The organism is Gordonia sp. HS-NH1, assembly GCF_001418765.1.
Taxonomy (GTDB): Bacteria; Actinomycetota; Actinomycetes; order Mycobacteriales; family Mycobacteriaceae; genus Gordonia.
The window spans coordinates 33,602-57,608 of record NZ_LIYC01000014.1; the positions used below are offsets into that span (position 1 = coordinate 33,602).

The window sequence follows — 24,007 nt, forward strand, 5'->3', positions numbered from 1 at the left end:
AAAACACAACAACATGTCAAGCGGAGGGAACTAGCTGCTTGTCGACGCGCGGCGTGTCGAGGCCCCGAGGTACTCGGCCGCGACACGCGCCGCCTCGCGTCCCGCGCGATTGGCGCCGATCGTCGAGGCCGAGGGGCCGTAGCCGAGTAGTTGGATACGCGGGTCGGCCTCGACGACGGTCGCCAGCCGGCCGGTCATCGTGATGCCTCCACCGGGCGCTCGAAGCCGCAGCGGTGCCAGGTGGTCGATGGCGCTGCGGAAACCGGTGTTCCAGAAGATGACGTCGACGTCCAGGTGAGAGGGGACATCGAGGTGCGAGCTGTTCGGGTGGCCAGGGTTGCCCGGGTGATCCGGTGTGGCAGTCCCACAGTCCCAGCACACGCCCGTCTCGGTGATGCGGGTGAACATCGGCCGCCACTCGAGGATCCCGTCGCGCTGCGCGGCCCGGATCGCCGGGGTGAGCGCCAGCCCGGTCACCGAGACGACCGATGTCGGCGGTAGCCCCGCACGCACCCGCCGTTCCACCCGCGCAACGGCCTCGCGGCCCTGCTCGGGGGTGAAGGGACCGCTCGAGAAGACCGGTTCGCGCCGCGAGCACCAGAACGTCTCGCTGCCGGGTGCCTCGCGGGCGATCTCGATGAGCAGCTGGATCGCCGAGATGCCGGCACCCACCACGAGCACGCGCTTGCCCGCGAACTCGGCGGGGGAGGTGTAGTCATGGGTGTGCAGTTGCCGGCCGCGGAAGTCGGCGGCGCCGGGGATGTGGGGGATGAACGGCCGGTCCCACGTCCCGGTGGCGTTGACGATCAGGTTCGATGTGACCGAACTGCCGTCGCCCAGCTCGGCGCGGAAGCCGTCCCCCTCGCGGCGAACGGCGCGCACATGCACCGGCCGATGAACCGTCAGGCCGAACTTCTCCTCGTACCGGCCGAAGTAGTCGGGGACGGCGGTGGCGGCGGGCAGCTCGTCGCAGTCGAGTCCCAGCGCCTCGACGAGCCCCCATCCCGGCAGGTCGTGGACGCGGTTGGCGGTGGCCAGCGTCAGCGTCGGCCACCGGAACTGCCAGGCGCCGCCGGGGCCGGGCGCATGGTCGAGCATCTGATAGCGATCACCGAGACCGAAGCGATGGAGGAAGTAGGCCGCCGAGAGGGCGGCTTGTCCGCCGCCGATGATCAGCACATCCGTGTGGGGGGCGGGCTGTGCGCCGGTCGGGGAGATCTCCACGTCACCACCTTGTCACGCCGAGCCTCGGCGGTGCGGTCGGTAGGGTTTGGCCCATGATCCACTCCACCACCGAGGGAACAGTTGTCACGATCGAGCTGGACCGGGTCGACAAGCGCAACGCGCTGAACGAGGACATGCTCGCCGGCCTGTCCGGGGCGTTCGACGCCGCCCTCGACGCCGGGACCCGCGCCATCGTGGTGACGGGCCGGGGACCGGTGTTCAGTGCCGGCGCCGATCTGTCGGGGCCCGTGTACGACAAGGGCTTTCTCGACACGCTGGTGGGGACGCTGCAGCGTATCGAGGCCGCGCCGGTGCCCGTCATCGCTGCACTGAACGGCTCGGCGATCGGCGCCGGCCTGCAGCTCGCGATGGCGGCCGACCTCCGGGTCATGGCACCGGACGCGATCGCCGGCATCCCTGCCGCCAAGATCGGCGTCGCGGTCGACGAGTGGACGATCCGGCGACTCGTGTCGCTGGTGGGCGCGGGGCAGGCCAGAGGCATGCTGATCGGCTGCGACCCGCTGACCGCCGACCGCGCCCACACGCTCGGATTCGCCAATCGCATCGGGGACCTCACCGACGCCCAGCACTGGGCACGCACCATCGCCGACCTCGCCCCGCTCACCCTGCAGCATTACAAGCTCGTCCTCAACGGCGACGGCGCTCGCGACGCCGCCCCCGAGGACCGGACGGCGGCGATGCTGCGTGCGTGGGCGAGCGACGACGTGCGGGAGGGCAGGGCGGCCCGCGCCGAGAAGCGCGCACCACGTTTCACCGGATCCTGATCCGGCGGCGCTACCGGCGGTGGATGGGCCCGTCGCCGGTGTGCAGGGGAGTCGCGGTGGCGCGGTGGCGTTCGGCGATCAGCTGCGCCGCGATGGCCACCGCCGCCTCGCCGGGTGTGTGCCCGCCGAGGTCCAGGCCCAAGGGGGAGCGCAGTCGCGCCAGTTGCTCATCGTCGATGCCGGCGTCGCGAAGGCGTTGGTTGCGGTCGGCGACGGTCCGCCGTGATCCCAGTGCCCCGACGAAGCCGAGGGTCGGAGACGCGAGTGCGACCCGCAGGGTCGGGACGTCGAACTTCGGGTCGTGCGTCATCACGCAGATCGCGGTCGACGCGCCGACCCGTCCGTCGCGGATCCTACTCGCGAGGTAGCGATCCGGCCAGCCGACGACGACGTCGTCGGCGTCGGGAAACCTTGCGCGAGTGGCGAACACCGGTCGCGCGTCGACGACCGTCACCCGCATGCCCAGGCTCGTCCCGAGCGAGCTGAGCGCCCGGACGAAGTCGTTGGCGCCGACCAGGATCAGTCGCGCGGGCGGGCCGAAGGTCTGCACGAAGGTCCGGGGACGTTCGTCGGACGGGGTGTCGCAGTCGTCGACCCCGACGAGGCCGCTGCGGCCGGTGGCGAGCAGGTCGGCGACGTCGCGGTCGAGGCGACGCCAGGACGCCTGCGATGTCGGAGTGGCGAAATACCAGTCGGGTTCGTCGGTGAGGGTCGTGGCCCACGAGATCGGCTCGTCGTCGTCGAGCGCGGCGGCCAGGCGGGTGAGTTGCCGACGACGCTCGCCGGTCGGCGCCACACGCTCGACCAGGACCTCGATCTGCCCGCCACAGGTGAGACCCGGCGCGGGATCGTCGGGATCGTCGACGCCATACTGCTCGACCACCGCGATGCCGTCGGCCAGGACGTCGCGTGCGGTGTGGACGAGCGCGGATTCGACACATCCGCCGGACACCGACCCGATCACCGTGTCGTCGGACGTCACGATCATCGCCGCGCCCAGCTCGCGGGGTGCCGATCCCGTCGTGCCGACGACCCGGCAGAGCGCAACCGGCCGCGCGTCACCGCTGTCGAGGAGTTCGATCAGGGACCGCAGGACGTCGCGCATGTACTCCAGTGGACCAGATCTCCACCTGCCGGGCCACGTCGCGCGGGCCTGCGGCCACCCGATGTCACGACTTCTCGGCGATCCCCGGGGCGCTGGCCGAACCCGCTGCGCGGTATCCGAACAGCTTGCTGAGATCGGCCGCGGCGGTCACGACCGTCGCGACGAGGTTCTCCGCGTCGTCCGGGTCGAGGCGGTATCGGGGTCCGGAGATGCTGAGGGCCCACACGATGGTGCCGGTGTGATCGCGCACCGGGGCGGCGATCGCCACCAGCCCGAGTTCGAGTTCCTCCACCGCCATCGCCCAGCCCTGCCGGCCGACCGTCCGCAGCTCGTCGACGAGGTCGTCGACGTCGGCGATCGTGCGGTCGGTGAATCTCGCCAGCCCGCCCGAGAAGGTCTGGCGCAGTTGTTCTTCCGACAGTCCGGCGAGCAGGACCTTGCCCGACGAGGTCGCGTGCGCCGGCGAGGCCTGACCCACCCAGGTCCGCAGGGCGACATTGGAAGCACCCACGGCCTCGACCACATTGATCGCCTGCGCGTCGGCGAGGACCGCGAGATTCGTGGTCTCGCCGGTCTTGGCGGCCAGTGCGTCGCAGGTGTCCTGCCCGCATCTGGTCATGTCGAGGGTCGCCATGGTGGAGCCGGCCAGGCGCACCACCGTCAATCCGATCCGGTACTTGCGGCCGTCGGGCACCTGCTCGACGAAACCGCGTGCCTCCAGCGCGGAGACGATCCGGGAAACGGTGGACTTGTGGACACCGAGTTCGAGGGCGAGTTCGGTGATCCCGGCCGAACCGGCGGTGCCGATGAGCTCGAGGACCTGCAGTGCCCGATCGACTGCTCCCGCAGGGCGCTCGATCTCCACACTCTCCTCAGCCATCGCAGCGCCCAGGGTACCTGCCCGTCCACCCGGACCGGTGACCACGTCGTGCAACGCGACAAGGTGTCCAGGACCCGTCACGGGCGCGGCTCCGTCTCCGCGACGGCGACGGCGGGCTCGCCGGTCGCCGATACCGGGAGGTCGGCGGACGCGTCCGCACGGCGGCGGATTCGTCGACGACCCCGCGACTTCCGGTCGATCGCGGCCGGGTCGACGACGAGGATCTCACCGGTCCCGATCTTCTCCGCCTGCTTGCGGATGTGCCGGTCGACCTGGTCGTCGAGCTGGGAGCGCGCGACGATCAGCGGGTCTCGGCGCAGGTCGAGGTAGAGCGACAGGCACATGCCGATCATCACGACCACGAACGGCAGTGCGGCGATGATGGCCATCTGCTTGATGCCGTTGAGGCCGTCGCCGCCGCTCATGGCCAGCAACAGCGCCGCCACCGCGCCGGTCAGCACGCCCCAGAACACGGTCACCGACCGGCTGGGTTCGTGGGCCCCGCGTTCGGACAACGTGCCCATGACCAGCGACGCCGAATCCGCGCCGGAGACGAAGAAGATCGCGACCAGGATCATGGCCAGCGCCGAGGCGATCCCGGTCAGCGGTAGGTGGTCCAGCATCTGGAACAGGGTGTCCTCCGACGCGGCGGTCGCCGGATCGAAACCCAGCACACCGTCGGTCTGTTCCCGGATGGCGGTGCCGCCGAACACGCAGAACCACACGAGCGACACCGTTGTCGGCACCACCATGACGCCGATCACGAACTCGCGGATGGTGCGGCCGCGGCTGATCTTCGCCAGGAACATCCCCACGAACGGCGTCCACGAGACCCACCAGGCCCAGTAGAAGATCGTCCACCCGGCCAGCCAGCTCTCCCCCTCGGCGTCGACGGTGGCCGAGGATCGTGCGGAGAACGCGGTGATGTCGTTGGCGTAGGCGCCGAGGGTGGTCGGCAGCAGGTTGAGGATGAACACCGTCGGCCCGACCACGAACACGAACACCGCCAGCACGATCGCCAGCACCATGTTGATGTTCGACAGCCGCTGGATGCCCTTGGCGACACCGGACACCGCCGAGGCCACGAATGCGGCGGTCAGCACGGCGATGATGGCCACGAGCAGTGTGGTGCCCGGGTTGTCGACCCAGCCGACGTTGGACAGTCCCGAACCGATCTGCAGCGCACCCAGACCCAGGGATGCGACCGTGCCGAACAACGTCGCGAAGATGGCGAGGATGTCGATGACCTTGCCGCCCGCGCCGTTGGCCTGCTTCCCCAGGATCGGGGCGAACACCGCGCTCATCAACTGATTGCGGCCCAGTCGAAAGGTGCTGTAGGCGAGTGCGAGCCCGACGACCGCGTACATGGCCCACGGGTGGAAGCCCCAGTGGAACATGGTGGTGGCCATCGCTGTCCGGACGTCGCCCGCCGTCATACCCGGAGGCGCCTCGACGAAGTGGTAGAGCGGCTCATACGAGCCGAAGAACATGAGGCCGATACCCATCCCGGCGCTGAACATCATCGCGATCCAGCTGATGGTGCGGAATTCGGGCCTCTCGCCGTCTTTGCCGAGCGGGATCTTGCCGTACTTGCTGAGTGCCAGGCAGACCGCGAACACCACGAATCCGGTGGCCGAGAGGATGAACAACCAGCCCAGGCTGCCGGTGATCCAGGAGAGGATGTCGGTGGTGACGGCGGACAGGTTGTCCGGTGCCGCCAACCCCCAGGCCAGGAAGGCGATGACGAGTGCGGCGGTCACGCCGAACACCGTCAGGTCGATACGTGGTCGGGTGGGTGTGGTGCTGATGTCGTCGTTCATGGTGCCTCTCCGGTCATCTCCGAATTCGGGTCATCTGGGGATCGACGACCGGGTCGGCGATGACGACGGCCTCGTGGTGGGTGGTCTGGTAGGCGACATCGACGGTGACGTCCTCGGCGAGATCGGCCGGTAGCCAGGCGAATGCCAGGCACGCACCGACGGTGGCAGACCACCCGGCGCTGGTGATGTAGCCGACCACCTCGCCGTCCACCGACACCGGCTCTCGGCCCAGGACGACGGCCGCCGGATCGGTGAAGCGTAGTGTGCGCAGCCTGCTCGCCGGACGGCGTTCGGCCAGAGCGGATCCGCCGATGAAGTCCGCGTCGGATCTGCGGATGGCGAAGTCGAGGCCCGCCGCGGCGGGCGTGTGCTCGATCGTCATGTCGACACCGGCCGATCGATAGCCCTTCTCGATTCGCAGGCTGTTGAAGGCGATCCGGCCGGCCGCGATGATGCCGTGGGGCCGGCCCGCCGCCATCACGGTGTCCCACAACGCCCGGCCGTTGGCAGCGGATGTGTAGATCTCCCAACCCAGTTCGCCCACGTAGGAGACCCGCATCAGCGTCACCGGGACCGCGCCGACGGTGGTGGACGTCGAGCAGAAGTATCGCAATCCGTCGTTGGTGAGGTCGGCCGTGGTCAGCGGGGCAAGAACGTCCCGGGCGAGCGGACCCCACAGTCCCAGGCAGCAGGTGGCGGTCGTGATGTCACGGAGGACGACCGACCCGTCCCCCGGGAGATGCCGGGTGATCCAGTCGAAGTCCAGCGGGCCGTTGGCGCCCACCTGGAACACATCGTCGGCGAGCCGGGCGACGGTCAGATCCGAACGGACACCGCCCTTCTCGTCGAGCATCAGCGTGTAGGTCACCGAGCCGACGGACTTGTCCATCTTGTTGGTGGTGAGGTGCTGCAGCAGGGCGAGTGCACCCGGCCCGGACAGCTCGAACCGGGTCAGCGGGGTCATGTCGTACACCGCGACGTGGCTGCGGGTGTGCGCGGCCTCGGCGACCGCGATGGGCGACCAGTGGCGGGCCGACCAGCTGTCGCGTTCCGGTATCCGCAACCCGTCGGCGACCTTCTGCTCGAGCAGCGGGCGATTGGCCTCGTACCAGGCGGGCCGCTCCCAGAGTCCGCTCTCCCAGAACTCCGCGCCGAGCTCGGCCTCCCGGTCGTGGAAGGGACTCGTGCGCACGTTACGCGGTGCGACGCGCTGATCGTGCGGGTGGATGATGTCGTAGACCTCCTCGAAGGCCCGCGAGCTGGTGGTGAGGATGAAGTCGTCGGTGAGTGCGTCCTCCTCGAAGCGATAGAGGTCCATCTCGTGGACGTCGACGCCGGGGGTGCCGTCGATCATCCACTCGGCCATGGTCTTCGCGACGCCGGCGGAATGGGTCACCCACACGGCCTCGGCGACCCAGAAACCGGCCAGGTCGCGATGCTCACCCATGACCGAATGGCCGTCCGGGGTGAACGAGAAGATGCCGTTGAAGCCCTCGTCGACCTTGCCGTTGCCGAGTTCGGGCAGCAGTGCCACCGTGTGCTGCCACGCGTCGTCGAAGTCCTCCGGGGTGAACATGAGCTTCGAGGGCATCTCGTCGAGCGAGATCTCGGTCTCGTGATCGAGGTCGCCCACGCTCGACGGCATCGGCCGGTGACCGTAGTAACCGATACCGATCCGGTCGCCGTGCTCGCGGTAGTAGAGGTCGCGGTCCTGGTGGCGCAGGATCGGCAGCGTCGCCTCGGCCAGCGCGGGGTTGACGCCGCGGCGTGAGTCGACCGGTGTGGTGATCGCGTACTGGTGGGCCATCGGAACGAGCGGGATGGTCAGTCCCACCCGGCGACCGAACTCACGGCCCCAGAAACCGGTGCAGCACACCACGATGTCGGCGTCGACGACCCCGTTCGCGGTACGGACCCCGCGTACCTCGCCGTTGACCTCGACGACGTCGACGACCTCCTGCCCGCCGCGGAACTCGGCACCGCGCGAGATCGCGCGCCGGGCCTGCGCCTCCACCGCGCGCAAGGCCTTGGCGAGACCGTCATTCGGGGTGTGCAGGCCACCGAGGACGGTGTCGCGTTCCAGGAGCGGATGCATCGCGGCGCATTCGGCGGGGTCGACGAGGCGGTGTTCGACGCCGCGTGCGGCCGCCCAGCCGGCCTTGCGGTGCAGGTCCTCCCACCGTTCCGGGGTGGTGGCCAGCTCGAGTCCGCCCACCGGGTTGAAACACCAGCCGTCGGGATGCGACAGCGACGAGAACTTGTCGATCGTGTAGGAGGCGAGCTCGGTCATCGTCTTGGAGGGGTTCGTCGCGAAGACGAGACCCGGTGCGTGCGAGGTGGACCCGCCGGTGGCGAAGAGCGGACCGCGGTCGAGGACGGTGACGTCGGTCCAACCGCGCTGGGTGAGCTCGTCGGCGAGCGAGGTGCCGACGATGCCGGCCCCGACGATCACGACTTTCGGTGCAGCCATGTTAAATCGATCCTTTTCGGGCAGAGGGCTTGGTTCAGGTGAAGACGACGGTGCTGGTCCCGTTCATCAGCACCCGGTTCTCGCTGTGCCACCGCACGGCGCGCGACAGGGCCAGTGCCTCGGCGTCGCTGCCGGCGGTGGCCAGGCGCCGGGGATCGTGGGTGTGGTCGATGCGGATGACCTCCTGCTCGATGATCGGTCCCTCGTCGAGGTCCGGGGTCACGTAGTGCGCGGTGGCGCCCACGTACTTGACGCCGCGCTGGTGTGCCTGGTGATAGGGCTTGGCGCCCTTGAAGCCCGGCAGGAACGAGTGGTGGATGTTGATGGCCCGGCCGCGCAGGGCCGCGCACGTCTCGTCGGAGATGATCTGCATGTACCGGGCGAGGACGACGAGGTCGACGTCGTAGGACGACACCAGGTCGAGCATGGCGCTCTCGGCCGCCGCCTTGGTGTCCGGCGACACCGGGAGGTGGTGGAACGGGAGTCCGGCGGACTCGGTCATCGGTGCCAGGTCGGTGTGGTTGGAGGCGACGGCGACCAGTTCGCCGCCGAGGGTGCCCGACCGCCACCGGAAGATGAGGTCGTTGAGGCAATGCCCCAGACGCGAGACCATCACCAGGATCCGTTGCGGCGTCTGGTCGGTGATCGAGTACTCGGCGCCGAGTCCGGCGGCGAGATGGTCGAATGCCGCGCTCAGCTGCTCGGAGCCGGAGTGGAGTGCGGACGCGAATTCGGTTCGCACGAACAGGGTGTGGGTCATCGGGTCGTCGAACTGCTGATGATCGAGCACCTCGCAGCCGTGGCTGAAGAGGAACGAACTGATCGCGTGCGTGACGCCGCTGCGCGACGGACAACGCAGGGTGAGGATGAATCGATCGGACATCGGGGGTTCCTCTACGGGAGCGGGGCGGGAGTGGGGTCGGCGACGTACTCGGTGGCGGCATCGACGAGCCACGCGGCGAGGTAGTCGGCATAGGAGCTGCGGACGAAGATCGCGAATCCGTCGGGCACGCGATGCACGATCACCGCGGCCTGGGCCAGCAGCGTCTGGGCCACGTCGTCGGGTCCGAAGGCCCTCGGCGACAGGTCGATCGCGCAACCGTGCGCGAGGATCGTCTCCGCCCGGGGGCCGCCGAGTTCGATGCGGGTGCGCTGACCGGACGCGTCGGCGACATAGGCCTCGCCCTGCACGCGGTCGGCGATCGACGCGGCGAACTCGTGCGGTGCCACATCGGCCGCCCAGGCGAGATACTCGTCCGGCCCGAGCCAGATGACCGTGGCGTCCTCGGTTCGCCGCAGCCGGCAGGCCGCGGGCAGCCCGAGGCGTTGCAGCGCCTCCTGCCCGGTCGGTCGGATGACCGCCTGCGCGACGGGGCTCGCGTGGAGCCGGACGACCGGGGCGAGTTCGGCGAACCGTGCCGACCAGTTGTCCAACGGACCGGCCGGTTCGAGGTCGGGCCCCGGGGCGAGGTGCACGGTGGTGTCAGCCATCGCGTCGCGCTCCTTCCGCATCGACGAAAACGGTTGTGGTGATCTCGACTTCGCACAGCGTGTCCCCGATCGGGACGTCGAGACGGGTGCCGACCAGATCGCGACCGCCTTTCACCAACGCCAGAGCGAACGGCCGGCCCAGTTCCGCGCTGCGGTAGCTCGACGTCACGTGCCCGAGCATCGCGACCGGGGGTGGGGGCAGGGTGCGGTCGGCGCAGTGGGCGATGATCTGCGACCCCTCGGGAAGCCGGGTGCTGCCGTCCGTGGGCAACAGGCCGACGAGGTGTTTGCGGTCCGGCGCCGTCGCCGACCCGCGCGCGAACGATCGCTTGCCGAGAAAATCGGGCTTCTTCTTCGAGACCGCCCAGCTCATACCGAGGTCGTGCGGCGTGACGGTCCCGTCGGTGTCCTGGCCGATGATCGGATATCCCTTCTCGGCGCGCAGGACGTGCATCGTCTCGGTGCCGTACGGTGTGATGCCGTGCGGCTCACCATCGGCGACGAGTGCATCCCACACCGCCTGCGCATATCCGGCCCCGACGTTCACCTCGTAGGCGAGCTCGCCGGAGAAGCTGATCCGCCCGATCCGGACGGGCACCCCGTGGAACGTGGTGTCTCGCCACGCCATGAACCCGAACGCCTCGTTCGACACGTCGAGACCGGTGAACACCGACCCCACGACGTCGCGGGACCGGGGGCCGACGACCGGGAAGGTGGCCACCTGATCGGTCAGCGATGTCATCCACACCCGCAGGTGCGGCCACTCGGTCTGATGCCACTCCTCCATCCAGTCGAGGATGGCGGCCGCGTTGCCGGTCGTGGTGTACACGGTGTAGCGGTCCTCCGCGGTTCGCATCACCGTGCCGTCGTCCTTGACCATCCCGTCGGCGCCGCACATGACGCCGTAGCGGACCTTGCCGACCGGGAGAGTGCTCATCATGTTGGTGTAGAGCAGGTCGAGGAAGTCCGGGGCATCGGGGCCGGCGACATCGATCACCCCGAGCGTCGAGCCGTCGAGAATGCCGACACCCGTTCGCACGGAAGCACATTCGCGTAGGACCGCGTCGTGCATGTCCTCGCCCCCACGCGGGTAGTACCGCGGTCGCTTCCACTGGCCGACATCCTCGAAGACGGCGCCGCGCTCGACGTGCCACTCGTGAATCGGGGTGCGCCGCACCGGATCGTAACGATCCCCGCGGTCGCGGCCGGCGAGCGCGGCGAAGGTCACCGGGGTGTAAGGCGGGCGGAAGGTGGTGGTGCCGGCGTCGCCCACGGGGATGCCGAGCATCTCCGCCACGATGCCGGAGGTGACGATGCCGGAGGTCTTGCCCTGGTCGTGCCCGGTGCCGATGGTCGTGTAGCGCTTGACATGTTCCACCGATCGCATGCCCGCGCCCAGTGAGCGGGCGATGTCGGCGACGGTCGCGTCGCGCTGCAGGTCGACGAACGACGTGGTCCCGCCGTCGGGTCCATCGGGCACGTACCAGCAGATCGCGGGCGCGGCGGGGGTCCGTTCGGTGACCCGTGGGATGCTGCGCAGTTCCGGCAGTCCGATCCCGAGTCCGGTGAGTGTCGCCACCGCGCCGCGTCGTCCGCTGGCCAGGCACTCGGTCAGGGTCGTCAGACCCGCTGCCGCCCCGACGATCTCGGTACCTGCCACGGTTCCGGTCGGCAGGAAGGCCGCGGCGCGGTCGTCGAAGGTGATCGTTCCGCGCAGCTGACTCCACAGGTGGGCGGCCGGATTCCACCCACCGCTGACCAGAACGGTGTCACAGGACAGGGACGAGCCGTCGCTCAGGTCGACCCCGGTCACGCCATCCGTGCCGTGTGCGCGGCTGACGGTGGTGCCCGGGAGGATCGGGACACCCCGACGGCGAGCCTCCTCGCGTAGGTCCGCGCTGACGGCCGGCCGGACGTCGACGACGGCGGGAACCGACACCCCGGCGTCGACGAGTGCGAAGGCCGTGGAATACGCGGTGTCGCACGCGGTGAAGACCACCGCCGTCCGACCGACCCGCACCCCGTAGCGCTCGAGGTATTCACCGCCGGCGTCGGCCAGCATCACACCGGGAAGGTCGTTGCCGGCGAAGACGATCGGTCGTTCGTGAGCGCCGGTCGCCAGAACGAGACGACGGGCCCGGATGCGATGCACCCGTTGCCGGGAGAGGTGCGCGGGGGCGTCGGTTCCGAGGTGATCGGTGCGGTGTTCGACGGCCAGCACGAAGCCGTCGTCGTAGGCGCCGAAGGCGGTGGTGCGGGTCAGGCGCGTGACGTGGGGGTGGGAATCCAGCTCGGCGACGGCCGCGGCCACCCACCTCGCTGCGGGCATCCGGCCACCGGGCTCGGCGCGTTCGTCGAGCAGGAGCACCCGCGCCCCGGCACGAGCGCAGGCGACCGCCGCCATCAGGCCCGCGGGGCCGGCACCGACGACCAGCACGTCCGGGTGGTGGTGCAGGGAGTCGTACCGGGCATCGTCGACGGCGCTGCTGAGCTTGCCCCAGCCCGGAACGCCGTGGGCGACGAGACCGGGACACAGCGCGACGGAGGTGGCCGGAACCATCGGTTCGACGAACGGTGCCTCGATGCCCACCTGCGCGGTGGCGTCCTCGGCCCAAGCTCCGGTGACACCACGGGGACGTCCGAGGTTGACGCTGGTGGTGACGACCCTGATCCCGTTGGCCAGCAGAGCCGAGGCGAGTGTGTCACCTCGGTAACCGCGGTAGGTGACCCCGTCGAAGACGAAGTCGATGGGCGTGTTGCGGTCGATGCGTCCACCGGCCCCGGTTCGGAAGGGCTGGAAGAGATCGGGTTTCGGGATGGATGTGCTCATCGAGAGGCTCCGGGTGCGGGGTCGGCGGGGGAGTCGGGCGCGCCGGCGGCATGACGCGAAGGCACCGGTTCGCCGGCGAAGGCGTACGTGCGCGTGTCGCGTTCGACGGTGAACCACTGGCGGCACCCGGCGGTGTGGCACCACCGTTCGGTCAACGAACCCTTGGGATTCGGCCGGAAGAACAGGTAGTGCGCCCAGTCCGTGTCGTCGAGTTCGGCGGGTCGTTCTGGGTACGCGACGCCGGCGGCGGCGCCGTAGTGGAACTCGGTCTCTTCGCGTGGCCCGCAATGGGGGCAGCGGATCATCTGCATCGTGGCGTCCTCGCGGTGGCGGTGGCGGTGGCGGTGGCGGTGGCGGTGGCGGTGGCGGTGGCGGTGGCGGTGGCGGTGGCGGTGGCGGTGGCGGTGGCGGTCAGTGGGCGACGGCGGCTGCGCCGTGCTCGTCGATGAGGTGACCGGTGACGAACCGGTCGAGGGTGAACGGGGCGTTGACGGCATGCGGGGCACCGGTCGCGATCGTGTGGGCAAGGGCCCACCCGACCCCGGGGGTCGCCTTGAAACCGCCGGTGCCCCAGCCGCAGTTGAGGTACAGATTCTCGTACGGGGTGGCCCCGACGATCGGCGACGCATCCGGGGTGACATCGACGATCCCGCCCCACGTCCGGAGCAGGCGTGCCCGGCCGAAGACGGGGAACAGTTCGACCGCGGCGGCCATCTGACGTTCGATGATGTGGAATGCGCCGCGCTGACCGTAGCCGTTGTAGGAGTCGACGCCGGCGCCCATCACGAGTTCGCCCTTGTGGGCCTGGGAGACGTAGACGTGCACGGCATTCGACATCACCACGGTCGGGTGGATCGGTTCGAGGAGTTCGGAGACCAATGCCTGCAGGGGATGGCTCTGCACCGGCACCCGGAAGCCGAGCTGGTCGGTGAGGGTGGAGGTGTGGCCCGCCGCGCACAGCGCGACGGTGCCCGCGCCGATACGGCCGCGGGTGGTCTCGATCCCCACCACCCGGTCGCCGTCGGTGACGAATCCGGTGACCTCGCAGTTCTGGATGATGTCGACGCCCGCGTCGCTCGCACTACGGGCGAAACCCCAGGCGACGTAGTCGTGCTTGGCGATGCCGCCGCGCGGTTGGAAGGTGGCTCCGAGCACCGGGTAGCGGATGTCGGACGAGGTGTTGACGATCGGGCACACCTCCGCGACCTGCTTGGGATCGAGCCACTCGGCATCGATTCCGTTGAGCCGGTTGGCCTCCACGCGGCGGATGCTGTCGCGCACATCCTGCTCGGTGTGGGCGAGGTTGAGCACTCCGCGCTGACTGAAGAGGATCGGGTAACCGAGTTCGTCCTCGAGACCCTCCCACAGTTTCAGCGAGTGCTCGTAGATGCCGGCGCTCTCGTCCCACAGGTAGTTGGAGCGGATGAGGGTGGTGTTGCGGGCCATGTTGCCCCCGGCGAGCCAGCCCCGTTCCAACACGGCGACATTCGTGATCCCGTGCACGCGGGCGAGGTAGTGGGCGGTGGCGAGACCGTGGCCGCCGCCGCCGACGATGACGACGTCATAGGATGACTTGGGTTCGGCGTCGCGCCAGAGGAATTCGGGGTGATGGGGCAGGTGTGCGCCGGGGGGAAGGGTGGCGGCGGGGTGGTTTGTCATCGTCGGGTGTTCCTCAGAAATCGATCACTACCGGGGACAGGGGTTCGGCACAGCAGAGCAGGATCTTGCCCTGCGCGATCTCGCGTGGACGGATCCCGCCCTGGTGGTTCATCACCACGTCGCCGGAGAGCTTGCGTACCTTGCACGATCCGCACAGACCCACTCCGCACGACGACGGGAGGGTGACGCCCGCCTTCGCGGCTGCGGCGAGAATCGTGGTGCCGGGGCTCACCGTGACCCGCCGCGCACGGCGCGAGAAGTCGACCGCGACACCGGTTTCGGTGTCCGGTTCGTCGGCCGGGAGGCTGAAGCCGAAGCTCTCCTCGTGGATTCGCGCCAGCTCCGAGCCCGCGGCGACCAGCGCGCCACGGACCTCGCTGCGGAAACGCCCTGGTCCGCAGAGGAACACTTCGCGTTCGGCGAGGTCCGGGCAGACCCGCTCGAGCATCGCGCGGTCGATGCGTCCGCGGTGGCCGGTCCAGTCGGCGTGGTCCTCGGCGGCCATCCGCGTCGCCGCGAACGCCAGGGTCACATTGGTGTGCCGGTGTGCGAGTTCCTCCAGTTCGTCTCGGAACGGGATGTCGTCGACGTTGCGGGCGCTGTGTACGAAAGCGATGTCGAGGGGGGACTCGCTGTCGGTGACGGCGCGCAGCATCGACATCACCGGGGTGATGCCGCTGCCGGCGGAGATGAACAGGTACTTCTCGGCCGGCCGGGCGGTGTAGGTGAACCGGCCGAGCGGGCCGGTCGCGGCGATCATCATTCCCTCGACCAGGTTGTCGTGCAGCCAGTTCGAGACATGGCCGCCGTTCACCCGCTTGACGGTGATCGACAGGTTTCCCGGTCGCGTCGGTGGTGAGGAGATGCTGTAGCAGCGCTGGACCGCCCGGCCGTCGATCTCCATGGTGACGGCGAGGAACTGGCCGGGGGCGAAGACGAGGGTCCGGTGTTCGTCGACCTCGTCGATCGGCCGGTCGACCGACTGTCCGGGGCCCGAACGCGGCGATCCGCCCGCCACCCGGAACGTGAAGGTGGCCATGTCCCGGGTGGTGTCGGTCCGGGACACACACTGCAGGAAGATGTCGTCGGCCATGGTTGCTCTCATGCGCTCGCGGCGTCGGACGCGCCGGTGCCGGTGGTCGGGATGTCCAGCCGACGGCGGAGCATCGTGACGTACCAGTTGACGAACGCCTCCACCTGGAATTCCGAGGGGCCGTAGGGTCCGGGAACGTAGGCGGGACTGCTGATGCCGCTCTGGGCGAGCGCTACCAGGTCGGCGTCTTGCTGATTTGTCGTCTCCCAGACGCCGGTGAGGTGCTCGAGGTCGTAGTCGACGCCCTCGACGGCGTTCCGGTGGACGAGCCAGGTGGTGCGGACCAGGGTCTTGTCGGCGGCGATCGGGATGACCGAGAAGACCAGCGCATGGTCGCTGGTCACGTGCAGCCACATGTTGGGCTGGAGATGCATCGACAGCCGGCCGAGCCGCGCCTCGCCGATGTCGGTCAGCAGACGGCCGCAGGCGGCGGACCCGTCGAGGGTGAACGACTCGCCGGCGAGGTCGAGTGCTTCACGCTCGACATGGAAACCCGTTGGGCGCGTGTCGAGTTGCTCGATCCGCGAATGGGGCAGGTCGTGGCTGTCCCAGATCTCGACCTGTTCGGAGGTGACGCGGCGATACCGGTCGTACACCGGCCCGAGGCGCGACGGGATGGACCCGGTGTCGCTGTACCCCCAGGTCGGGAAGAAGACGTTGAGGAGCTCGGGATGCCCGTCGCAGTGGTAACACTCGCGGTTGTTCTCCATCGTGAGTTTCCAGTTGCCGTCCTCGATGAGGTCGGTCTGCTTGGCCACCTTGGCTTCGGCGAGGCGATGCGGGGCCAGGTAGGGCTCGACGATCGCGGCGACCTCGTCGATGTCTGCCGGCGGGTCGTCGGCCAGACAGATGAAGACGAGCCCGGCGATCGACCGAACGTGCACCGACCGCAGCGAGTAACACGATCTGTCGAACCCGGGGGCCTGGGCGTCGGCGAACTCCAGGCGTCCGTCCATGCCGTAGGTCCACGAGTGGTAGGTGCACACGAACGTCCCGGTCGAGCCGCTCGGGTCGGTGAGCAGGCGGGCTCCCCGATGCCGACACACGTTGTGGTGGGCGCGTACGCGGCCGTCGTCGTCTCTGGCGACGATGACCGACCGGGTGGAGAAGGTGATCGTGACGTAGTCACCGGGCTCGGCGATCTCCGCTTCGGTGGCCACGAAAAGCCATGATTTCGAGAAGATCTCGTCGACATCGAGGTCGAAGAAGTCCCGGCTCACATAGAACGGGGCAGGCAGGCTCTGGCCTGCGACGCGATCGGCGATCAGGGTGCGGGCGTCGTGTTCCGGTGCCCGCGCGGCGGCATGCGCGACGGATGAAGCGGTCATCAGCAGTGCGGGCCTCTCTGCACAGTCGTGGTCGGGTCGAGGGGAAGTGTTGCGGCGCATGGGCTTCGGCCGAGGATCGGGTGACCTTCGGAGTCGGCCGGGTTCGACGTCGGCCGGCTCGGACATCCGCTGTTGTTGTTGCGCTGTACGCAACGTACCGCGCCTTGTGCAACAAGTGTGCGGTCTGGGCCTTGCGCTGTCAAGCCGGACGTGCGACTGTTCTCCACGAGCCGCAGACGTGTGACGGGGCGGAGCAGGGAGGGCGGTCGAGTGCATCACTCGTCCGAGATCGGTTGGAGTACAACAATGTCCACTTTCGACACATTCACAGTCGATGGCGCCGACATCACGTCGGCCGCCGCCGAACATCCTTTCCGTCCGGCCGGGGTCCGGTCGTGACCGTCAGCGTCTTCGAACTGTTCTCCATCGGCGTCGGACCCTCGAGTTCGCACACCGTAGGGCCGATGCGCGCGGCGCAGCGGTTCGTGTGCGGACTGGCCCGGACGACCGATCTGCCATCGGTGTCTCACCTCGAGGTCGACCTCTACGGATCGCTGGCCGCGACCGGTGCGGGGCACGGCACCCTCACCGCGGTGCTGCTGGGTCTGGAGGGGCACGAACCCGAGATCATCACCACCGAGACGAAGTCCCTCCGGATCGCGGAGATGGAGCGAACCGGTCGCATCCGACTCGGCGGCCTCGTCGACCTGGCGTTCACGACCGACGACATCCGCTGCCATCCCGAGGTCATGCGGCCGCGGCACCCCAATGCGATGGAACTCCGGGCGCACACCCGTGACGGCGCCCTGCCGGTCGCGCGATTCTATTCGGTGGGAGGCGGTTTCGTGGTGACCGACGACGAGTTCGACCGACCGGCCGGCGGTGTCGCGGTGCCCCTGCCCTACGGGACCGCGGCGGAGTTGCTCGCGATCTGTGCGGACGAGGGCAGCTCGATCGCGGAGGTCGTTCTGCGGAACGAAACGGCCACCCGGCCGGCCGACGACGTCCGCGACGGATTGCTGCACATCTGGTCGGTCATGGAGCGCTGCGTCCACCGCGGTGTCACCACCGACGGCGAGTTGCCCGGGGGCCTACGGGTCCGCCGTCGGGCCAAGCAGTGGCGAGACAGTCTGCTGCGTGAGGACCCGTTGCGATCGGCGGCCCACGCCGAGGACTGGGTCAACCTGGTCGCGCTCGCCGTCAACGAGGAGAACGCGGCAGGCGGTCGGGTGGTCACCGCGCCGACCAACGGCGCGGCCGGGATCGTCCCCGCCGTCCTGCACTACGCCCGGCGCTACACACCCGTCGGCCGGGCCGACCCCGACGACGTCACCGTCCGGTTTCTGCTGACCGCGGGGGCGGTCGGTGGCCTCATCAAGTCGGGGGCGTCGATCTCGGGTGCCGACGTCGGCTGTCAGGGTGAGGTGGGCTCGGCGGCGGCGATGGCCGCCGCCGGACTGGCCGAGGTGCTCGGCGGTTCGCCCGCGCAGGTGGAGAACGCCGCGGAGATCGCGATGGAGCACAGCCTGGGGCTGACCTGCGACCCGATCGGCGGTCTCGTGCAGATCCCGTGTATCGAACGCAACGCGATCTCGGCCGGGAAGGCGATCAACGCCGCGCGGATGGCCCTGCGCGGCAACGGAGATCACCTGGTCAGTCTCGACCAGGTGATTGCCGCCATGAAATCGACCGGCCACGACATGAACGCCAAGTACAAGGAGACCGCGACCGGGGGACTGGCAGTCCACGTGCCGCTGGGAGTGGTCGAGTGCTGACGTAGGCCGATCACCTGCGCCGGCTCTTGGTCAGCGCCACCGGGTCGAGCACGCCCCGCGACCAGTGCGCGGCCATCGCCAGGCTGGCCGCGCGGCCGGAATGTACATGGTGGAACGCCGATTCGGCTGCCCGATCGGGATCATTGGCGGAGATGGCAGCGAGCATCTCTTCGTGCTCGCGGCACTGGACGCTCGGATCTCGGTCCTTGGTCAGGTGGAACAGCCACTGCGTGCGGGCTTCCAGGGGGCCGAGGACGTTCTCCAGCAGGGGGTTTCCGGCCAGATCGACGATGATCGTGTGAAACCGTGAGTTGGCGGCGGCGATGGCCGGCTTGTCGTCTCGCGCCGTGGCGTCGCGAGCGATCTCCAGTTGGTCGGCGAGCGAGGCGAGCCCGTCCGGCCCGGCTCGCTCGGCGGCCAGCCGGGCGGCCAGCACCTCGAGGCTCTCGCGGACGTCGAACAGGTCGCGGACATCATCGGCGGTGAACGGCGCGACGATCGCTCCGCGGCGGGGAACCATGACGACGAGTCCGTCCTGCTGGAGTCGCTGCATCGCTTCGCGGAGCGGGATACGCGACACCTCGAGCTCCACGGCGAGGTCCCGCTCCACCAGCCGGGTGCCGGGCGCCAGCTCGAGGCCGACGATCCGCCCGCGCAACACCTCGTAGGCGACATCGCTCAGCGACTTCTTCGTCACGGCGTCACTCCGATCCCGCTCGCTGCGTTCCCGGCGGTCTACGGCTCTGGTCACGGCGCTCCCTTCTGGTGGCGAGGGCCAGCGTACCCCCGGATCGGATAACGGTATACCGTTAACTGCTCCCTTACGGACGCGTAATCGGATGGAAATGAACGGCGCGGATTCTCTTCGTAACGGTATACCGCTACGAGGTAGCCATCCCGACCAGGAGAGATCCATGAAACGTACCCTTCCCATCGCATTGATCGCTGCCGGCGCGCTCGCACTCGGGGTGTCCGGCTGCGGGTCCTCCGGCTCGGGGGCCGACGACGGCACACTGTCCGTCGGTGTCTTCCTCCCCGGCTCGGTCAACGACACCGGTTTCATGGAGTCGGCGTACGCCGGTTACAACCGGATCGAGGAGGAGCTCGGCGATCAGGTCGACATCAGCTACGTCGAGCAGGTCGCGACCGCCGACTATCAGCAGGCCCTGCAGCGGTTCGCCTCCGAGAACGAACTGGTGATCTCGGTGGGTGGGCAGACCGACGCCGACCTGCGCAAGGTCGCGCCGCAGTTCCCGGACGTGACGTTCGTCGAGATCGGCGGCCCGGCCGATGCCGAGCCCATGGAGAACCTCGCATACTACGACCCCCAGCAGGCCGAAGCCGAGTTCGTCGCCGGGGCGGCGTCGGCGGCGGCATCGAAGGCCGGCACGATCGGGTTCGTCGGCGGCGTCGAGCTCCCCGCGATCGTGAACGCGGCGAAGGCCTTCGAGAACGGCGCCGAGTTCATCAAACCCGGTGTCAGGGTTCTCGCGCCGCAATATGTCGGCGACTTCAACGATCCGGCGAAGGCCAAGCAGGCGGCGGCGGCCGCCTACGCCGGTGGCGCCGATGTGCTGAGCCAGATCGTGAACCTCGGCAAGCAGGGCATCGAGCAGGCCGCGAGCGAAACCGGTAACAAGATCAGTGGCGGTCCCATCCCGGGTGACTGCACCAACCCGGTGTACAGCGGTTACGTCAAGACCGACATCGGCGCGGAGGTCGAGTACGCGGTGCGAGCGGTCCTCGACGGCACGTGGGAAGCAGCGCAGGTCCCGTTCGGTCTGACCAGTGACAAGGGCGGCACCGACTACGTCGTGTGCTCGACCGATCCGGCGGTGGCGCAAGCGGTCGAGCGCGCGAAAACTGCCATCGCCGACGGCTCCGTCGCGCCGTACTGAGGCCGACGACGATGACGAACACCGCGGATATCACAGTGGCAGGCGCGGATTCGCTGCTCACGCTCGACTCGGTGGCGAAGACCTTCGGTACGGTCCGCGCGCTCCACGACGTGACCATGTCGGTCCGTGCGGGTTCGGTGCACTGCATTCTCGGTGAGAACGGTGCGGGCAAGTCGACCCTGTGCAACACCATCTTCGGCACGGTGTCGCCCGACCGCGGCCGGATGATCCTCGCCGACGACGAATATCGTCCGCGTGGCCCGGCCGACGCCATCGATTCCGGGGTGGCCATGGTGCATCAGCACTTCTCGCTGATACCGACCATGACCGTTGCCGACAACCTCGTCCTCGGTTCCGGGGGTTTCCGGCCGCCGCTGCGGCGCCTGCAGGGCGACCTCGATCGGATCGCCGACGACTACGGTCTGAAGGTCGACCCGAGCGCGATGGTGAAGGACCTCAGTGTCGGTGCGCGGCAACGTGTCGAGATCGTCAAGTCGCTGCTGACCGACCCGCGCCTCATCCTGCTCGACGAACCGACAGCCGTCCTCGACCCGGCGGAGATCGACGCGCTCATCGAGACGTGTGGGGCGCTGGCCTCGGCCGGGAAGTCCGTGGTGCTGATCACCCACAAGCTCGGTGAGGTTGCGCGCGTTGCCGATGAGGCCACCGTGCTGCGGGCCGGCACCGTCGTCGGCGGTGGACCGCTCTCCGACGTCAGTCGCGAGGAACTGCTCGAGATGATGCTCGGCGACGCCACACCGCTCCGCGACGCCGCGCGGCCGGCCCGGTCACGAGTACCGGACGCGCCGATCTGCCTGCAGGTCAACGGTGTCCGGGTGACCCACCAGGACGGTCGCGTCGCGCTCGCAGGCGTGGACCTCGACGTCCGCGCCGGCGAGATCGTCGGCATCGCCGGTGTCGAGGGCAACGGCCAGTCCGAACTGACCTCGGTGTTGTCGGGCGCCCTACGGCCGGACCAGGGAACCGTGACGATCGACGGCGAGGATCTGACTGCGGCCACGCCGGCACGCCGGACGCGCGCCGGCCTGGCGGTGATCCCGGAAGACCGGCACGCCGAGGGCATGATCGGCGCGATGAGCATCGCCGAGAACCTGGCGATGCCCCGGTTGCGGCATTACCGACGGTGGGGGCTGCTCGACCGGTCCCGCATGATGGCCGACGGGCGCACCGCGATGAGCGAGTTCGACGTCCGCGCACCCGGTCCGCATGCACCGATCGGCAGTCTGTCCGGCGGAAACCAGCAAAAAGTGGTCCTCGCAAGAGAACTCACGACGCCCGGACTGCGCGTCGTGGTCGCCGCGCAACCGACCCGCGGACTCGACGTCGGCGCTGTCGCGTTCGTCCTCGACCGCCTGCGCGCGGCCGCCGACGACGGCGCCGCCGTCCTCGTGACCTCCAGCGAGCTCGACGAGCTGCTGGCGGTGTGCGACCGCATCGTCGTCGCCTACCGGGGTGCCCTCCACGGCTCCGTCGACGCCCGATCGCCAGAAGCCGCTCGCACCATCGGCAACCTACTCACCGGAGTCGAATGATGGACACCGCCAACACACTCATGCGGTCGCGTCTGTCGACAGCGACCATCAGTCCCCGAAACCCCGTCATCGTCGGACTCGGCGCCGTCGTGATCGCGGCGGTGGTGGGCCTCGCGCTCGCCGCCGCGGCCGGTGCGAATCCGGCCACCGTGATCCAGGCACTGATCGACGGCACGCTGGGATCACCGTTCGCGGTGGGCACCTCGATGAACAGCGCCGCGGTACTCATGCTGGTCGCGATCGGTTTCACCATCGCGTACCGGGCCGGACTCGTCAACGTCGGCGGCGAGGGGCAGATCTGCCTCGGCGGCATCGCCGCGACGGCGGTCGGGGTGTCCCTCCCGGCGGGTGTCCCGCCGGTGCTGGCGATCCCGCTGACGCTGGCCGCGGCCGTACTCGGCGGAGCCCTGTGGGCGGCGATCGCCGCCTGGCTCAAGGTCCGGCGCGGCGCCAGCGAGATCATCACCACCCTGCTGCTGAACTTCGTCGGACTGGCGATGGTGGTTCTGATGGTGCACGAGGAAGGTCTGTTGCGGCAGCCGATGACGTCGTCGGAGACGTTGCCGCAGTCGGAGTCCCTCACCGATTCGACGCATCTCCCACTCCTGGGCCTGGCGAAGAACCCGGCCACGATCGCGATCGTGCTCGCCGTCGTGCTCGCCGCGATCGTGGGGATCATGTTGCGGCACAGCGCCGTCGGAATCCGGCTGCGGGCCGTGGGGTTGTCGCCGTCGGCGGCGGCGCGGTTGGGCGTGCCCATCGACCGCACCGCGTTCCTCGGTCTCACCGCTGCGGGCGGATGTGCCGGTCTGGCCGGCGGTCTGCTCGTCACGACTGCACCGTTCGTGCTGGCCGAAGGATTCTCCTCCGGGTTCGGTTTCAGCGGGCTCGTCGTCGGGTTGCTGGCCCGGGGGTCGATGATCGCGGTCGCCGGGGTCTCCCTCCTGTTCGGGTTCCTCGTCTCCGGGGGCATCAACCTGCAACTCGAGGCGGGCGTCCCGTCCTCGACCATCACGGTGGTCCAGAGCGTGCTCATCATCCTGATCGCCGCCACCGCCTGGTGGGCATCGACCGGGCCGGCGACGAAGCCCACCGCAGCCGCCGACACACGCGCCGGCGACTCGACCACCACCGAAGAGGCGCCGGCATGAACGCCACGATGATCACCGAGATCTTCACCAGCGGGGCAGCATTCGCGATTCCCCTGCTACTCGCCGCCACCGGCGAGTCCATCAGCGAACGAGCCGGCGTCCTCAACCTCAGCATGGAAGGAATCATGCTGTGCGGTGCCTTCACCAGCGTCCTCGCGTCCGTCACCACCGGCTCCGCGGTCCTCGGCGTCCTCGCCGGAATCGGCGCCGGACTCGTCTTCGGAGTGATGAACGCAGTGCTCAGCGTCCGGTGCCGAGCCGACCAGATCGTCATCGGTGTGGCGGCGAACGCGCTCGCGCTCGGCCTCACGACCTTCGGTTCGCGCATCCTGCTCGCCGACGGCAAGGGCAACAACATCCCTGCTTTCGACGATGTCCACATCCCCGTCCTGAGCGACCTTCCGGTCGTCGGCCCGGCACTGTTCGGACAGACCCTGCTCGGATATCTGTGCCTGGTGGTGGTCGTGTGCCTCGCCGTCCTCTTCTCCGGCCGGACCATGATGGGCATCCGCGTCGACGCGGTCGGCGAGGATGCGACCTCGGCGGGTTGGACCGGACTGGCGGTCAACAGGATTCGGGTCCTGGGCGTGATGATAGCGGCCGGCAGCGGCGGACTGGCCGGTGCGCAGCTGGCACTGTCGGAGGTCCGGTCCTTCAGCGAGAACATGACCGCGGGCATGGGTTATCTCGCCGTCGTCGCGGTGATCGCCGGTCGCTGGAAGGTCACCGGAATCGTCGTCGCCGCCCTGTTCTTCGGAGTGGCCCGCGCGTTGCAGTTCGCGCTACCCGCACTCGGGGTCGACATCCCGTTCGCGCTGCTGGTGATGCTCCCGTACATCATCGCGATCGTCGCCGTCGCCGGCCTCGTCGGCGGCCGCAAGGCGCCGTCCTGCCTCACCGTTCCCTACGTCGGCCGTGTCTGACGCGCCCGAAACCACCTGCGAG

Annotated in this window: 19 protein-coding genes; 6 read left to right on the forward strand and 13 right to left on the reverse strand. The window is 69.1% G+C overall.

The window, feature by feature from the left end:
• Positions 1-30 precede the first annotated feature (30 nt).
• The gene (locus tag AMD30_RS12000) at positions 31-1,224 is read right to left on the reverse strand and encodes an NAD(P)-binding domain-containing protein (RefSeq protein WP_055475792.1); all 1,194 of its coding nucleotides are present in this window, start codon (positions 1,222-1,224) and stop codon (positions 31-33) included.
• Between the two features lie 53 nt (positions 1,225-1,277).
• Between AMD30_RS12000 and AMD30_RS12005 the strand changes: the two genes are divergently transcribed.
• Entirely contained in the window at positions 1,278-2,009 is a 732-nt protein-coding gene (locus AMD30_RS12005) for an enoyl-CoA hydratase (RefSeq protein ID WP_055475793.1), read from the forward strand.
• 10 nt (positions 2,010-2,019) lie between these two features.
• On the opposite strand, the gene AMD30_RS12010 is transcribed toward AMD30_RS12005, so the two are convergent.
• From AMD30_RS12010 to AMD30_RS12060, 11 genes are all read right to left on the reverse strand, one after another.
• Positions 2,020-3,114: an XdhC family protein gene (locus tag AMD30_RS12010; RefSeq protein WP_055475794.1), complete on the reverse strand. Its 1,095-nt coding sequence runs from the start codon at positions 3,112-3,114 to the stop codon at positions 2,020-2,022.
• 64 nt (positions 3,115-3,178) lie between these two features.
• Complete coding sequence (locus AMD30_RS12015) at positions 3,179-3,994, reverse strand: IclR family transcriptional regulator (RefSeq protein WP_055475795.1); 816 nt, start codon at positions 3,992-3,994, stop codon at positions 3,179-3,181.
• A 77-nt stretch (positions 3,995-4,071) separates the two neighbouring features.
• Positions 4,072-5,814: a BCCT family transporter gene (locus AMD30_RS12020; protein ID WP_055475796.1), complete on the reverse strand. Its 1,743-nt coding sequence runs from the start codon at positions 5,812-5,814 to the stop codon at positions 4,072-4,074.
• A 13-nt stretch (positions 5,815-5,827) separates the two neighbouring features.
• Positions 5,828-8,284, reverse strand: coding sequence for a GcvT family protein (locus AMD30_RS12025; RefSeq protein ID WP_055475797.1), 2,457 nt, complete (start codon positions 8,282-8,284; stop codon positions 5,828-5,830).
• Positions 8,285-8,318: 34 nt separating this feature from the next.
• Complete coding sequence (gene purU, locus AMD30_RS12030) at positions 8,319-9,167, reverse strand: formyltetrahydrofolate deformylase (protein ID WP_010843553.1); 849 nt, start codon at positions 9,165-9,167, stop codon at positions 8,319-8,321.
• A gap of 11 nt (positions 9,168-9,178) precedes the next feature.
• Positions 9,179-9,775: a sarcosine oxidase subunit gamma gene (locus tag AMD30_RS12035; RefSeq protein WP_055475838.1), complete on the reverse strand. Its 597-nt coding sequence runs from the start codon at positions 9,773-9,775 to the stop codon at positions 9,179-9,181.
• Positions 9,768-12,605: an FAD-dependent oxidoreductase gene (locus tag AMD30_RS12040; protein ID WP_055475798.1), complete on the reverse strand. Its 2,838-nt coding sequence runs from the start codon at positions 12,603-12,605 to the stop codon at positions 9,768-9,770. Before AMD30_RS12040 ends, AMD30_RS12035 begins: the two co-directional genes overlap by 8 nt.
• Positions 12,602-12,916 (reverse strand): sarcosine oxidase subunit delta, encoded by a 315-nt coding sequence (locus AMD30_RS12045; protein ID WP_014925785.1) that lies wholly within the window; start codon positions 12,914-12,916, stop codon positions 12,602-12,604. Before AMD30_RS12045 ends, AMD30_RS12040 begins: the two co-directional genes overlap by 4 nt.
• A gap of 100 nt (positions 12,917-13,016) precedes the next feature.
• On the reverse strand, positions 13,017-14,264 hold the full coding sequence (locus AMD30_RS12050) for a sarcosine oxidase subunit beta family protein (protein ID WP_014925786.1): 1,248 nt from the start codon (positions 14,262-14,264) through the stop codon (positions 13,017-13,019).
• A gap of 13 nt (positions 14,265-14,277) precedes the next feature.
• Entirely contained in the window at positions 14,278-15,357 is a 1,080-nt protein-coding gene (locus AMD30_RS12055; protein WP_055475799.1) for a hybrid-cluster NAD(P)-dependent oxidoreductase, read from the reverse strand.
• A gap of 8 nt (positions 15,358-15,365) precedes the next feature.
• On the reverse strand, positions 15,366-16,685 hold the full coding sequence (locus AMD30_RS12060) for an aromatic ring-hydroxylating oxygenase subunit alpha (RefSeq protein ID WP_010843559.1): 1,320 nt from the start codon (positions 16,683-16,685) through the stop codon (positions 15,366-15,368).
• 395 nt (positions 16,686-17,080) lie between these two features.
• Between AMD30_RS12060 and AMD30_RS12065 the strand changes: the two genes are divergently transcribed.
• Positions 17,081-18,460, forward strand: coding sequence for an L-serine ammonia-lyase (locus AMD30_RS12065; protein ID WP_055475800.1), 1,380 nt, complete (start codon positions 17,081-17,083; stop codon positions 18,458-18,460).
• Between the two features lie 10 nt (positions 18,461-18,470).
• Here AMD30_RS12065 and AMD30_RS12070 read toward each other — a convergent pair whose 3' ends face one another.
• The gene (locus tag AMD30_RS12070; protein WP_231632695.1) at positions 18,471-19,211 is read right to left on the reverse strand and encodes a GntR family transcriptional regulator; all 741 of its coding nucleotides are present in this window, start codon (positions 19,209-19,211) and stop codon (positions 18,471-18,473) included.
• 163 nt (positions 19,212-19,374) lie between these two features.
• Here AMD30_RS12070 and AMD30_RS12075 point away from each other — a divergent pair, with 163 nt between their 5' ends.
• The 4 genes from AMD30_RS12075 to AMD30_RS12090 are packed head-to-tail and all read left to right on the forward strand — an operon-like array spanning position 19,375 to position 23,985.
• Positions 19,375-20,358 (forward strand): BMP family ABC transporter substrate-binding protein, encoded by a 984-nt coding sequence (locus AMD30_RS12075; RefSeq protein WP_055475802.1) that lies wholly within the window; start codon positions 19,375-19,377, stop codon positions 20,356-20,358.
• Between the two features lie 11 nt (positions 20,359-20,369).
• Positions 20,370-21,911: an ABC transporter ATP-binding protein gene (locus AMD30_RS12080; RefSeq protein ID WP_014925791.1), complete on the forward strand. Its 1,542-nt coding sequence runs from the start codon at positions 20,370-20,372 to the stop codon at positions 21,909-21,911.
• Positions 21,911-23,062 (forward strand): ABC transporter permease, encoded by a 1,152-nt coding sequence (locus tag AMD30_RS12085; RefSeq protein ID WP_084817250.1) that lies wholly within the window; start codon positions 21,911-21,913, stop codon positions 23,060-23,062. The genes AMD30_RS12080 and AMD30_RS12085 overlap by 1 nt, the downstream gene beginning before the upstream one ends.
• Entirely contained in the window at positions 23,059-23,985 is a 927-nt protein-coding gene (locus AMD30_RS12090; RefSeq protein WP_055475803.1) for an ABC transporter permease, read from the forward strand. The genes AMD30_RS12085 and AMD30_RS12090 overlap by 4 nt, the downstream gene beginning before the upstream one ends.
• Positions 23,986-24,007: the final 22 nt, after the last annotated feature.